The sequence below is a fragment of the Micromonospora sp. NPDC005291 genome (genome assembly GCF_040607415.1).
In the GTDB taxonomy this organism is placed as follows: domain Bacteria; phylum Actinomycetota; class Actinomycetes; order Mycobacteriales; family Micromonosporaceae; genus Micromonospora.
The window spans coordinates 142,947-156,018 of record NZ_JBEXGR010000014.1 but is presented as its reverse complement, the minus strand read 5'-3'; the positions used below and the strand labels follow the sequence as shown (position 1 = coordinate 156,018).

Here is a 13,072-nt window from a genome sequence, read left to right as displayed (position 1 = left end):
GCAATCAGGCTCAGCGCCAGGCAGGAAGCGCACCTGGCCGCCCTGCGCATAGCCCGCGAGCACACCAGCGCCGAGGTGGCCGATCTCTTTGGTGTGGCCCGCTCGACGGTCTACCGGGAGATCGAGCGGGTCGCTGCTGTGGCGCTGGCCGGGTCTTTTCGAGCCGGGGCCGGTGACCCACAACGGATGTGGGAAGTCGCCGCGTCTGCGCGTGCCGCTCGTCGCGGATCGACAAGGACGGCACGAAGCCGTCCATCCCCAGGCGAATGAGCGCAGCCTTGGCGACCGCTTCCAGGTCCTTGTCACCCATCAAGTAACTTTACGCGAAGATCAGTTACCGCCCGTCCAAGCGGTCGAACTCGCGCATATGAAACTGTGAGAGAAGAGATGACTACCGATAGTGGTGGCAGGGATCGTTCATCGGTGACTACCAACCGTTATGGTCAGCGTGGCGAGGAGCTGGGCGGGGGTGAGCCGCCGCAAAGCCATCGTCGCCGGCATCGGCGCCGGGGTAAATTTCTTGTGCTGACCTCTGTCGTCGTCGTCGCGGGACTCGTAGTCGGCGCCACGACGAATTACGCGGGGATCATTGACAAGCTGTCACCGGGCTCATCCTGCGGGAAAGGCGCGGAGTCCCTGCACGTTGTCGTGGCCCCCGAGATTGTGCCTGCGGTGGCAGCGGCGGTGGAGAAGATGGGTGAGGTCTGCAGTCCGGTGGATATCGTCGGGGAAGACCCGGCGATCACGGCGCAGAAGGGTGCGCCGGAAGCGCTGCAGGTGTGGATCCCGTCGTCCCGCATCTGGCTGGACAGCGTCGACCCGGACCGGCGTGTCTACCCCATCCATGACGACTCCCTGGCACGGTCACCTCTGGTTCTTGCTGCGCCGGCAGGTGTGGCCGGTACGCCGTGGGCCCGATCCGGTTTTTCGTGGGCGACGTTGTTGAGCGGTGTCGTGGGAGGGGCGGTCAAGCTCAGCATGGGTGACCCCTCCCGGGATACCGCCGGTCTGCTGTCCTTCGTGGCGGTGCAGGCCGCCGCTGCCTCACCTGGAACCGATGCCGGCGTGGCGCAGCTTCGGGCCCTCGCGCTGCGCACCAGGCTACTCGACGCGGACGCGTCGGCCGGTGAGTTGCTACGCGTCGCCGCCGAGCAGGGCGGCGACCGGAAGGCCCTTGCCGACCTCGGGATGTTCTTTGTGCTCGAGCAGCAGCTCTGGAAGCACAACGATGGCCGCGACAATCCAGTGCTGAGCCTGTATGCCAGCGACATCGCGGTCGAGGCTGACTACCCCGTGGCGATCGCAGGGCAGTCCACCGCCACCGCCGTGCAGCGCCGGCTGCTGAGCCAGTTCATTGGCAGTCTGCGATCGGTGGACACCAGCAACGCCCTGGTGGCCGCAGGTTTTCGCCTCACCGGGTTCGGGGGGCCGTCGCCTCGGGTCGGCGTTCCCACTGGCCTGCCCTTGAAGATCGCCGATCCGACGGCGGTCGCAGACGTGAGCCTGGGTCTAGAAGCGGCCGCATGGTCCCGGTACCAACCGGAACGCTTTCAGGTGCTCGTGGTCGTCGACCGTTCAGGCTCCATGGCCGCTCCCGTGGTCGTCGGGCCGGGTCGCACCGAGACCAAGGCGACGCTGCTTCGGTCCTTCGGCGCTGTCGCCGCGCAGACGTTCACCAATGACACGGAACTCGGATTGTGGTTCTTCGGCACGCCAACTGCCAAAAGCCCGTCAACCGAGGTGGTAGTTCCCCTGGGGCCGGTCACCGGCACCGTGAAAGGCGAAACGCGTCGCGACGTCATCGGTCGAAAGATTGCCGCATACACCCCTATTCCTGATGGCGGAACGCCGCTGTACAAGGCGGTGCTCGACGCCGTGGACTATATGCAAACCAAGATCAGGCCAGATCGGCGGACAATCGTCGTCGTCTTGACCGACGGTCGAGACGGCAACTCACCCCATGCCATGGACAAGGCACAGTTCCTCAAACAGCTCACCCAGAACCAGCCCCCCGTGCCGGTGTTCTCGATCGGCATCGGCGAAAGCGCGGACCTGGACACGTTGCGCGCGGTTGCCGAGACAACCGGCGGCCGGGCCGAGGCCGCGCAGAATCCCAAAGATCTCGCCGCCGCGATGGCGAACATCTTCCTGGCAGCGGCCGCCGGAGCCAAGTAGGGGCCCTGCCGCCCCCACCGACGTCATCGAGGGTGGAGGGTTCCCCCGAAAACGTGCCTGACACGAGGCCCCGCCTTCCCACCCGTCGACACCTGGCGGGCGGGAAGGCGGGGCCTCGTCGTCTGCTGGTCCACGGAGTACCACGGCCTCGGCGTCGCCGCCCTGCGCCGGACCGGCCGCGACGTCGATCGTCGCCGTTCACGGAGGTCGTCCGTCGGCGATTGTCACCGCGCCGGGAAGCGGATACGCAGGTAGGCGCGGTCATCGAAGCTCACCTGCCCCGGCAGAACCCCCTTGGTTCCGGCGAGTTCGGCCACGCACCAAGGGTCCTTTTCCAGGAGTGAGGCAAGCTTCGACTCGGACTCGGCCAAGGTCTCGCCGATGACCGGATAGCCGTCGCTGGCGATCACCACTTCGTCGATGTCATCGGGCACCGGATGTACTACCACCAACGACGGAGGAACCGGCCGTCCATCAATGGCGGCATACCCATATGGCCCGGTGCTGTTACGCAGGGCGCCCTGTCGCCCGGTCAGAGCTCGCGCCGCGAGTCGTCCCGGATCCACCTCCACTACCCGATCCATGCTGATCGTTCCGGCGGCCGCCTCTGCGGCAAGAACCGCAGCGCGGAAGGACGCCGCGACCTCGTCGACCAGTTTGCGCGGCTGACCGACCGACGCGGGGAGCCCTCGATACGCGAATCCGGCGTCACCGACCTGCCAGATCTCGCGACGCGCTCGCGAATAGACGGTAACGGCCGCACTCGGCCGCTCCGAAGCGATCAACTCCGAGTCGATGCGGGCCGCCAGCTCCGCGGTCATGGCCGCAACCGCCGTGTGCGAGTCGACGTAGCGCGGAAGCCGCCGCACGGCGTCCCGGCAAGCCGCCATGGCCCACCACCCGGCCGCCGCGCTCCCGTAGCGCCGGCCGCTCACATCCGTGGCGCCATCGATAACCGCCGCATGCTCAGCGGTCACGACGATCGCGTCTTCGCACACTTCCGGATCCCCGTACTTACCCACCACGAGCTGTTCCACGATCTCCACAGCTCCGATGGTCGCTCACAAGGCGCTTGAACACCGGGACGGAAGTAAGGCAGAGAGCCGGCGCTGTCCCTCAGGAGTGGACGGCGCGGACGGCGTCGGCGATCGGTGTGGGTCCGTCCACGAGTTCCAGGGTCGCACCGGCGGTGCCGGGTGTGTCGAGCAGAGCGGCGAGGACCAGGGCGACGTCGGCGCGGCTGATCGCGCCACGCCCGGCGTGCCGGGTGAGGGTGACGCGGCCGGTGGGCTCGTTGTCGGTGAGCCGTCCGGGGCGCAGCACCGTCCAGGCCAGGTCGCGGCCGCGCAGGTCGTCCTCGGCGGCCCGCTTGGCCCGCAGGTACGCGGCCCACACGTCGTCGGTGCCCGCGGCGGGTGGGTCGTCCACGCCCATCGAGGAGACCAGCAGGTAGCGGTGGACGCCGGCGCGGGTGGCGGCGTCGGCGAGCAGCGCCGCGGCGCCCCGGTCGACGGTGTCCTTGCGGGCGGCGCTGCTGCCGGGACCGGCACCGGCGGCGAAGATCACCGCGTCGGCGGCGTCGAGGTGCGCGGCGACGTCGGTGACGTCGGCGTGTTCCAGGTCGCAGACGACGGCGGTGGCGCCGGCGGCGTGCAGGGCGTCGGCCTGCCCGGGGTTGCGGATCAGGCCGACGGCGGTGTCACCGCGCCCGGCGAGGTGACGCTCCAGCAGTAGGGCAATCTTGCCGTGGCCTCCGGCGATGACGACGCGCATGCGCTCAACCTACCGGCGGTGCCGGTAGGAGACGCGACATCAGGGGCCGAAAGGGCTGTTTTCCTGGGTTGGGGCCGCCGACCTTGACCTTGACCTTTGGGCAACCCCCAGCCTGGTACGTGCCGGTCGCAGTGACCGGCACGAGGAGGATGTCGACGTGGGGCTGCTGACCATCGGGGCGTTCGCGCAGGCGGCGGGACTGACGCCGAAGGCGTTGCGTCTGTACGACCAGGTCGGGCTCGTGTTGCCGGCCGCGGTCGATCCTGAGTCCGGATACCGGCTCTACGACCCTGACCAGCTGCCGCTGGCCCGACTGGTCGCCCAACTACGTCGCATCGGCATGCCACTGGCGAAGATCCGCACCGTTTGCGGCCTGGAGCCCGCGGCGGCGGCTGAGGCGATCACCGCGTACTGGCAGCAGGTCACCGCCGATACCGCGGCTCGCGCTCGGCTCGCCACCTTCCTCGTCGAGCATCTCTCTGAAGGGGGCATCACCATGTCTCACGTCAATCCCACCCTTGCCGTCCGGTACGCCACCGGTTGCGAGACCGGGGCGGTGCGCGACAGCAACGAGGACGCCGTGTACGCCAGTGAGCGGCTGTTCGCCGTCGCCGATGGCATGCGGGGGGCCGGTGGCGCTGCGGCCAGCGCTGCCGCCATCGACGCCCTGCGGCCGTTGGAACTCGCCGATGTGCCGGCCGTCGATCTGCTGACGATGCTGGCCGGTGCGGTCACCGACGCCGACCGCACCGTGCGGGGGCTGGCGACCGATGATCATCAGCCGGCCACCACGCTGACCGCGTTGCTGCGCAGCGGCTCCCAACTGGCTCTGGTGCACATCGGTGACACCCGGGCGTACCTTCTGCGCGGGGGAGAACTGTCCCTGCTCACCCAGGACCACACCTGGGTGCAGGCCCAGGTGGATCAGGGCAAGCTCGACCGGGACCAGGCCGCCACGCACCCTCAGCGCGCTCTGCTGGTGCGCGCCCTCGGTGGGGGCCAGCAGGTAGAGGCCGATCTTGCGCTCCGCACCGCTCTGCCTGGTGATCGGTACCTGCTGTGCTCCGACGGGCTGTCCGCTGTCGTCGACCGAGACGCCCTGCGGGTGGCGCTGAGCGCACCAACCGATCCCGCGGAGACGGTGCGGAGCCTGATCGATCTGGCTCAGGGTGAAGGGGCGCCGGACAATGTCGCCTGCGTCATCGCCGATGTCGTCGCGGCGTAGACCAACGGTCCGCGAAGCGAGGGCAACGACGTGGCCCCTACCAGGGGCCGTCCGCCGACAACCAGGACCGGCCCGCGGGTTCGGCGTCGCCGGCCGGGCTGAGGCAGCATGGAGGGGTGACGGAGAGCTTCGACGCGTTGGCCTCGCTGGTGGCCGGTGGTGGGGTGGTGGTGCTCAGCGGTGCGGGCCTGTCCACCGAGTCGGGTATCCCGGATTACCGGGGGCCCAGCGGGGTGGCCCGCCGGCACACGCCGATGACCTTCCAGGCGTTCACCCGGGATCCCCTCGCCCGGCGGCGCTACTGGGCGCGTAGCCACCTGGGGTGGCGGTTGATCGCCGGTGCGGCGCCGAACGCCGGGCACCGGGCGGTGGCCGGGTTGCAACACGCCGGCCTGGTCGACGCGGTGATCACCCAGAACGTCGACGGTCTGCACGGTGCGGCCGGCAGCACGTCGGTGATCGAGTTGCATGGTCGCCTGGACGAGGTGACCTGCCTGGACTGCGGCAACCTGACATCCCGGGAGGAGTTGGACCGGCGGCTGCGCGAGGCCAACCCGGACTTCGTGGCCCAGGTCGCCGCGGTGAACCCGGACGGTGATGTGGATCTCCCTGACGAGCAGGTTGCCGCGTTCCGGCCGGTGGACTGTGGGATCTGTGGCACCGGGATGTTGAAACCGGACGTGGTGTTCTTCGGTGAGACGGTGCCGCCGCAGCGGGTGGCGAGCTGCTTCGCGGCCGTGGAGCAGGCCCGGTCGTTGCTGGTGCTCGGGTCCTCGTTGACGGTGATGTCGGGGCGACGTTTCGTGATTCGGGCGGCGAAACGGGGCATCCCGGTGGCGATCGTCAACCAGGGGCCGACCCGGGGCGACGGGAACGCCACCGTGTGCGTCGACGCGCCGCTGGGTGCCCTGTTGCCGGAGCTGGCAGCGCGGGTCGCCGGTGACGCGGCGACGGCCACACCGGCCGGGGTGTGACGGGTTGAAGCGCGGGGTGTGACGGCCCGGGGTAGGACATCTGCCGGTAACACCGGCGCTGGTAGCGTTGACCATGCCGGTAACACCCACGTGGGAGAGACCGCCCAACAGCACGCAGGGCGGCGCCGAAGGGGCAAATCCTCCCCGGAACCTCTCAGGCAAAAGGACCTCGTGGGAAGGCACTGTGGAGTGCCCTGCGGGCGCGACAGAGGGGGAGGCCGATCCGTCGACCTCGCCCGGGAGCGCCCCCATGACCGTAGAGCAGTTCGCCACCCGTCACATCGGTCCCGGCCCGGACGATGAGCGCCGGATGTTGGAGGTCGTCGGGCACGGCTCGATCGACGAGCTGATGGACGCCGCGATCCCCGAGGTGATCCGCTGGCACGGCACCCTCGACCTGCCGGACCCGGCCACCGAGGCCGAGACGATCGCCGAGCTGCGGGCCCTCGCCGCGCGCAACACCGTCGCCGTGTCGATGATCGGCCTGGGTTACCACGGCACGCACACCCCGGCGGTGATCCGCCGCAACGTGCTGGAGGACCCGGCCTGGTACACGGCGTACACGCCGTACCAGCCGGAGATCAGCCAGGGCCGCCTCGAGGCGCTGCTGAACTTCCAGACCATGGTCACCGACCTGACCGGCCTGGCCACCGCGAACGCCTCCATGCTCGACGAGGGCACCGCCGCGGCGGAGGCGATGACCCTGGCCCGCCGGGCCTCCAAGAGCAAGAGCACCGTGTACGTGGTGGACGCCGACGCGCTGCCGCAGACCATCGCGGTGATCACCAGTCGGGCGGAGCCGCTCGGCATCGACGTGCGGGTCCTCGACGTCGAGCGTGACGAGTTGCCGGGCGAGTTCTTCGGCCTGCACCTGCAGTACCCGGGTGCGTCGGGGACGGTCCGCGACCACGCGGCGCTGGTCGAGGCGGCGCACACCGTCGGTGCCCTGGTGACCGTCGCGGCGGACCTGCTGGCGTTGACGCTGCTGCGCGCACCGGGGGAGATCGGCGCGGACATCGCCGCCGGCACCACCCAGCGTTTCGGCGTACCCATGGGCTTCGGTGGGCCGCACGCCGGTTACCTGGCGGTGCGCTCGGGCCTGGAGCGGATGCTGCCCGGGCGTCTCGTCGGGGTGTCGCGCGACGCGGACGGCAACCCGGCCTACCGGTTGGCGTTGCAGACCCGTGAGCAGCACATCCGACGGGAGAAGGCGACCAGCAACATCTGCACCGCGCAGGTGCTGCTCGCGGTGATGGCCGGCATGTACGCGGTCTACCACGGCCCGGACGGGCTGCGGGACATCGCGACGCGTACCCATGACATGGCGGCGCGGCTCGCGGCCGGGCTGCGCGCCGGTGGCGTGGACGTCGCGGACGTCGCGTTCTTCGACACCGTCACCGCGAGCGTGCCGGGACGGGCGGCGCAGGTCGTCGCCGCGGCCGTCGAGCGTGGGGTGAACCTGCGGCTGATCGACGCCGACCGGGTGAGTGTGTCCTGCGACGAGACGACCACCGTCGCGCACCTGGAGGCGGTGTGGGCGGCGTTCGGTGTGCCCACCTTCGACGGCGCCGTCGACCCGGCCCTGCCGCTCGACCTGGCCCGCACGACTGACTTCCTGACCCACCCGGTGTTCCGCAGCCACCACTCGGAGACGGCGATGCTGCGTTACCTGCGCCGGCTGTCGGACTTCGACTACGCCCTGGACCGGGGCATGATCCCGCTCGGGTCGTGCACGATGAAGCTCAACGCGACCACCGAGATGGAGCCGATCAGCTGGGCGGAGTTCGCGCACATCCACCCGTTCGCCCCGGACGCGCAGACCGCCGGGTACCGGGAGATGATCGGTCAGCTGGAGTCCTGGCTGGCCGAGGTGACCGGCTACGACGCGGTCAGCGTGCAGCCCAACGCCGGCTCCCAGGGTGAGCTGGCCGGGCTGCTGGCCATCCGGGCGTTCCACCACAGCCGCGGCGAGGCGCACCGCGACGTGTGCCTGATCCCGTCGTCGGCGCACGGCACCAACGCGGCCTCGGCGGTGATGGCCGGCATGCGGGTCGTCGTGGTGGCCTGCGACGACGACGGCAACGTCGACCTGGTCGACCTCGACGCGAAGATCGACAAGCACCGGGGCGCGCTTGCCGCGATCATGGTGACGTACCCGTCGACGCACGGGGTGTACGAGACGGGCATCGCGTCGCTGTGCGCGAAGGTCCACGACGCCGGCGGGCAGGTGTACGTCGACGGTGCGAACCTCAACGCCCTGGTCGGGTTCGCGAAGCCGGGCAAGTTCGGCGCGGACGTGTCGCACCTGAACCTGCACAAGACGTTCTGCATTCCGCACGGCGGCGGCGGCCCGGGGGTCGGTCCGGTGGCGGTACGGGCACACCTGGCGCCGTTCCTGCCCGGTGACCCGCTGGGCGCGCACGTCGACGCCACGCCGGCGATCTCGGCGGCGAAGTACGGGTCGGCGGGCATCCTGCCGATCCCGTGGGCGTACCTGCGGATGATGGGCGCGTCCGGGCTGACCCGGGCGACCGGCGTGGCGGTCCTCGCGGCGAACTACGTGGCGGCGCGACTGCGGGGGCACTTCCCGGTGCTGTACGCCGGCAACAAGGGCCTGGTCGCGCACGAGTGCATCCTCGACCTGCGGCCGCTGACGAAGGCGACCGGGGTGAGCGTGGACGACGTCGCGAAGCGGCTGATCGACTACGGCTTCCACGCGCCGACGATGTCGTTCCCCGTGGCGGGGACGCTGATGGTGGAGCCGACCGAGAGTGAGGACCTGGCCGAGCTGGACCGGTTCTGTGACGCGATGATCGCGATCCGCGCGGAGATCGAGCAGGTCGGGTCGGGGCAGTGGCCGGCGGGGGACAACCCCCTGGCCAACGCGCCGCACACCGCGTCGATGGTCAGCGGTGACGAGTGGCAGCACCCGTACCCGCGGTCGGTGGGCGCGTACCCGGCCGGGGTGGACCGGGCCGGGAAGTACTGGCCGCCGGTGCGGCGTATCGACGGCGCGTACGGCGACCGGAACCTGGTCTGCTCGTGCCCGTCGCCGGAGGCGTTCGAGGACTGACAACGGGCGAGCCGGGGCGGGCGGTGTGGCCGCCCCGGCAGCCGCTGCGACCTGGGCGGGGACGTCCCTTACCGGGGGACTAGCCTGGGTCGACGGCGGCTATTCGGTGACGCTGGGTGGTCAATCAGGCCACGAGGGCGTGGCGGGCGGGGCCGCGGTGCGGTGCGATGCTGCTGCCGTCGGGAAGCAGCTCGCCGGTGTCCTCGAAGACGATGACGCCGTTGCAGAGCAGGCTCCAGCCCTGCTCACGGAAGCAGGCGAGGACTCGTGCGGCTTCCCGGTCGGTGGCTTCAGCGGAGGGGCAGGTCGGTTGGTGCTGGCACATCGGGTTCTCCGGACTGTGGGGGCACTGTGTCATGGTTCACATGACCAGTGACGCACAGTACCAAGCGAAAGTGTCCAGCATCGAGCAGGTGCCCGCCTGGTGCACGGGAAATCCACTGAACGGATGAGGAAGGTCGGACCGTACGGCGTGGAAACGCTCCCACAGGTGGTGGTCGATGTACCCGCGGCACCCGCCGCGTGTCGAGGCGCGCTCACCGAACGCGCCCGCCTGCAGTGGCGCCGCGGCGACGGCGGCGACCCCGCGGCTCTCGCCGAGGAGTTCCTCGCCGCGCACGGACTGCCCCTGCACGACCTGACCCGACCCGCCACGACGCACTCGGACACCGGGGCGTGCGGTGCCGCGCTCTACCTGTCCGCCGCCGCCGGGGCACTACTGGCCGGCGCACCCACCCCGGCGCCCGAGCCCGCACCGGCCCTACCCGACCTCGCCGTGGTCATCTACGAGCACGGCACCACCATCCGACCCGCACCGCCCAGCGCACCGCCCGCCTGGTGGCTCGGCCCGTGGACCGAGAGCTGGACCCCCCGCCAACACGCCGCCGCCATCGAGTCGGTCCGCACCGCCATCGGCCGCGGCGACGTCTACCAGACCAACATCGTCGGACACGCCGCCGCCCGCTACACCGGCGACCCGCTGCCCGCCCTGAGCCGCCTCGGCGCGCTCCCCGGCGCCCGCTACGGCGGCGTACTCACCGGCGACGGGTGGGCGATCGGCTGCGCCTCCCCGGAAACCCTCGTCGAGGTCACCGACGGGCACCTCATCACCCGACCCATCAAGGGCACCCGCCCCGCCACCGCCGCCGGCCGCGCCGAACTTCTCGCCAGCGCGAAGGAACGCGCCGAACACATCATGATCGTCGACCTGGAACGCAACGACCTCGCCCGCATCGCCCGCACCGGCACCGTCACCGTCGACGACCTGTTCGCCGTCCGCCGCTGGTGCGACCTGTGGCAGGCCGAGTCGACCGTGCGCGCCGCCGCCGCCGACGGCCTCGGCCTCGCCGACCTGCTGCGCGCCACCTGCCCCGGCGGCTCCGTCACCGGCGCGCCGAAACTCGCCGCCCTGACCCAGATCAGCGCCCTCGAACCCGTCGGTCGGGGCGCCGGCATGGGCGCGCTGGGTTGGGTCGCCCCCGGCCGCGTCGACCTCGGCCTGACCATCCGCACCGCCGCCGCCGACGGCGAGAAGCTGCACACCTGGGCCGGCGGCGGCATCACCTGGGACAGCGACCCCACCGCAGAGGTCGCCGAAGCCGCCGCGAAGACCACCCCGATCCGCGCCACCCTGGCCGGGCGCTGAACCCGCCGCCACCGGCGATACGCTGACCCGCATGACCATGCGGCCCATCCGGATCATCGGCGACCCCGTCCTGCGCACCCGATGCGAGCCGGTCACCACCTTCGACGCCGAGCTGCGCGCCCTGGTCACCGACCTGATGGACACCCTGCTCGGCGCCCCCGGCCGCGCCGGGGTCGCCGCACCGCAGATCGGCGTCAGCGCCCAGGTGTTCGTCTACGAGGCCGACGGGCACCGCGGCCACCTCATCAACCCCACCCTGGAGCTGTCCGACGAGCTCCAGGACGACGAGGAGGGCTGCCTGTCCATCCCCGGCCTGTACTTCCCGACCGCACGGGCCCTGCACGCCACCGCCCACGGCGTCGACCAGCACGGCGAGCCGTTGACCATCGCCGGCAGCGGGTTCCTCGCCCGCGCCCTGCAACACGAAACCGACCACCTGCTCGGCACGCTCTACGTCGACACCCTGCGCGGCGACATCCGCCGCCGCGCCCTACGCGAGATCCGCGCCGGCCGCTTCGACTCACCCAGCCGCCGCCGCTGACGCGCTACCGGGCCGTCAACGTCCACTCGTCGTAGTCGGCGACCCGGGTGAAACCCACCCGCTCGTACAGGCGCACCGCGGCGGCGTTGTCCGCCTTCACGTTCAACGTCACATGCGTGACGCTCTCCCGCAGTCGCGCGCACAACGCCGCCACCACCGCCGCGCCCAACCCCCGCCCCCGACAGCGCGGATGCGTCGTGACATTGCCCAGGGCCGCCACCCCGTACGCCGGTGAGAACACGTGCACCCCGGCCACCGCGACCAGCTCACCGCCCTCGCGTACCCCCAGGTACTGCCCGGTGTCGAGCATCCGCGCGTCGAACCAGTTGTCGGGGTACGCCCGCGCGTACAGGTCACGCAGCCGCGGCAGGTCCGCCGGTCCGAGCAGCACACCCGCCGGGGCCACCGCCGCCAGCCGGGCCCGGTCCGTCAACGCCATCCGGTGGTGCCGGCCACCGGGATCCAACCGGAACGACCCCGCCAGGGCGTCGGTCAGCCCGGGGGAGAGGTGCGCGTAGAGCCGGGCGGGCAGCACCGGTGTCACCTCCGCCAGCAACACCGCCAGCGCCGCGGTGTCCGCCGGCGCCGCGAACGCCAACAACGTCGGCGGGTCGACCCCGTGGTACAGCAACACGACCTGCTCACCCCGGCGAAACCACGAGGTGTACGGCCAGAAGAAATCGTCCAGGTCACCCAACTGGTAGGCGTGCAGCACCGGGTCACGCCCCAGCAACCGCGCCAGCACCGCCCGGTCGTGCTCCGCGCGTACCGCCGCCATCAGCGGGCCACCCACTGGTCGTGACCGAGCTTCGCGACCAACGCCACGACCACCACCAGCAGCACCACCCGCACGAACCCCGACCCACGACGCAACGCCATCCGCGCCCCCACCACCGCACCGGCGACGTTGCACACCGCCATCGCCGCACCCAGCAACCACCACACGTGCCCGGTCACCCCGAACACCACCAGCGCACCCAGATTCGTACCCGCGTTGACGACCTTCGCCATCGCCGAGCCATGCACGAAGTCCGCGCCCACCAGCGCGGTGAACGCCACAACCAGGAACGTGCCGGTGCCCGGCCCGATCAACCCGTCGTACAGGGCGATACCCACCCCGGCCAGCGCGATCACCGCCACCACCCGCACCGGGGTCCGCCGCTGCGGCGCCGCCACCACACCCAGCCGGGGACGCAGCAGCACGAACACCGCCACCGCCACCAACACGACCAACACCACCGGCCGGTACGCCGACGCCGGCACCGCCCCGGCGAGCGCGGCACCCACGCCCGCGCTGAACACCGCCAGCCCCGCCGCCGGCCCCGCCACCCGCCAGTCGACCTTGGTCCGCCGGGCGTACGTCGCCGCCGCCGTCGCCGTACCGAAGATCGCGGCCAACTTGTTGGTGCCCAGCGCGGTGGCCACCGGCAACCCCGGGGCAGCCACCAGCAACGCCGGCAGCAGCAACAACCCACCACCGCCGACCACGGCATCGACCCACCCGGCCATCGCGGCGGCGGCCAGCAGCGTACTCAGCGTCACGGCGTCCACGGCCGGCAATTCTCCCTACCCGACGCGCCTGACCGGCACCCGAGTGGCCAGCCTCACCCGGTCACCGACCCCGCGTACGCCGCAACCACACCCCCAACGCGCCGACCGCCACGAA

General features: G+C 71.1%; 11 protein-coding genes and 1 riboswitch. Of the genes, 6 read left to right on the top strand and 5 right to left on the bottom strand.

Going from position 1 to position 13,072, the window contains the following annotated elements; translation table 11 throughout:
- The first annotated feature begins 423 nt into the window (after positions 1–423).
- Complete coding sequence (locus ABZT18_RS20075) at positions 424–2,175, top strand: substrate-binding domain-containing protein (RefSeq protein WP_355252138.1); 1,752 nt, start codon at positions 424–426, stop codon at positions 2,173–2,175.
- 224 nt (positions 2,176–2,399) lie between these two features.
- Here ABZT18_RS20075 and ABZT18_RS20070 read toward each other — a convergent pair whose 3' ends face one another.
- Positions 2,400–3,221 (bottom strand): hypothetical protein, encoded by an 822-nt coding sequence (locus ABZT18_RS20070; protein WP_355252135.1) that lies wholly within the window; start codon positions 3,219–3,221, stop codon positions 2,400–2,402.
- Positions 3,222–3,291: 70 nt separating this feature from the next.
- Entirely contained in the window at positions 3,292–3,948 is a 657-nt protein-coding gene (locus tag ABZT18_RS20065) for an SDR family oxidoreductase (RefSeq protein WP_355252132.1), read from the bottom strand.
- Between the two features lie 157 nt (positions 3,949–4,105).
- On the opposite strand from ABZT18_RS20065, the gene ABZT18_RS20060 reads away from it, so the two are divergent.
- The 3 genes from ABZT18_RS20060 to gcvP all read left to right on the top strand — a co-directional run bounded on the left by ABZT18_RS20060 (position 4,106) and on the right by gcvP (position 9,220).
- Entirely contained in the window at positions 4,106–5,173 is a 1,068-nt protein-coding gene (locus tag ABZT18_RS20060) for a MerR family transcriptional regulator (RefSeq protein ID WP_355252129.1), read from the top strand.
- A gap of 116 nt (positions 5,174–5,289) precedes the next feature.
- Complete coding sequence (locus tag ABZT18_RS20055) at positions 5,290–6,147, top strand: NAD-dependent protein deacetylase (RefSeq protein WP_355252126.1); 858 nt, start codon at positions 5,290–5,292, stop codon at positions 6,145–6,147.
- Between the two features lie 81 nt (positions 6,148–6,228).
- Positions 6,229–6,327: riboswitch (glycine riboswitch) on the top strand.
- Positions 6,328–6,397: 70 nt separating this feature from the next.
- Positions 6,398–9,220 (top strand): aminomethyl-transferring glycine dehydrogenase, encoded by a 2,823-nt coding sequence (gcvP, locus tag ABZT18_RS20050; protein ID WP_355252124.1) that lies wholly within the window; start codon positions 6,398–6,400, stop codon positions 9,218–9,220.
- A 124-nt stretch (positions 9,221–9,344) separates the two neighbouring features.
- Here gcvP and ABZT18_RS20045 read toward each other — a convergent pair whose 3' ends face one another.
- Entirely contained in the window at positions 9,345–9,545 is a 201-nt protein-coding gene (locus ABZT18_RS20045) for a DUF5999 family protein (protein WP_007460326.1), read from the bottom strand.
- A gap of 96 nt (positions 9,546–9,641) precedes the next feature.
- Here ABZT18_RS20045 and ABZT18_RS20040 point away from each other — a divergent pair, with 96 nt between their 5' ends.
- Both ABZT18_RS20040 and ABZT18_RS20035 read left to right on the top strand, forming a co-directional pair.
- Positions 9,642–10,865 (top strand): chorismate-binding protein, encoded by a 1,224-nt coding sequence (locus ABZT18_RS20040; protein WP_355252153.1) that lies wholly within the window; start codon positions 9,642–9,644, stop codon positions 10,863–10,865.
- Between the two features lie 31 nt (positions 10,866–10,896).
- Positions 10,897–11,406, top strand: coding sequence for a peptide deformylase (locus tag ABZT18_RS20035; RefSeq protein ID WP_355169845.1), 510 nt, complete (start codon positions 10,897–10,899; stop codon positions 11,404–11,406).
- A 4-nt stretch (positions 11,407–11,410) separates the two neighbouring features.
- Here the strand turns inward: ABZT18_RS20035 and ABZT18_RS20030 are convergent, their stop codons facing one another.
- Both ABZT18_RS20030 and ABZT18_RS20025 read right to left on the bottom strand, forming a co-directional pair.
- On the bottom strand, positions 11,411–12,184 hold the full coding sequence (locus ABZT18_RS20030) for a GNAT family N-acetyltransferase (protein ID WP_355252121.1): 774 nt from the start codon (positions 12,182–12,184) through the stop codon (positions 11,411–11,413).
- Positions 12,184–12,957, bottom strand: coding sequence for a TSUP family transporter (locus ABZT18_RS20025; protein WP_354996469.1), 774 nt, complete (start codon positions 12,955–12,957; stop codon positions 12,184–12,186). Before ABZT18_RS20025 ends, ABZT18_RS20030 begins: the two co-directional genes overlap by 1 nt.
- Between the last annotated feature and the right edge of the window lie 115 nt (positions 12,958–13,072).

Excerpts from the sequence above, each read along its gene's own strand:
- ABZT18_RS20065 (WP_355252132.1), bottom strand. The coding sequence starts at position 3,948 with ATGCGCGTCGTCATCGCCGGAGGCCACGGCAAGATTGCCCTACTGCTG.
- ABZT18_RS20035 (WP_355169845.1), top strand. The coding sequence starts at position 10,897 with ATGACCATGCGGCCCATCCGGATCATCGGCGACCCCGTCCTGCGCACC.
- ABZT18_RS20030 (WP_355252121.1), bottom strand. The coding sequence starts at position 12,184 with ATGGCGGCGGTACGCGCGGAGCACGACCGGGCGGTGCTGGCGCGGTTG.
- gcvP (WP_355252124.1), top strand. The coding sequence starts at position 6,398 with ATGACCGTAGAGCAGTTCGCCACCCGTCACATCGGTCCCGGCCCGGAC.
- ABZT18_RS20045 (WP_007460326.1), bottom strand. The coding sequence starts at position 9,545 with ATGTGCCAGCACCAACCGACCTGCCCCTCCGCTGAAGCCACCGACCGG.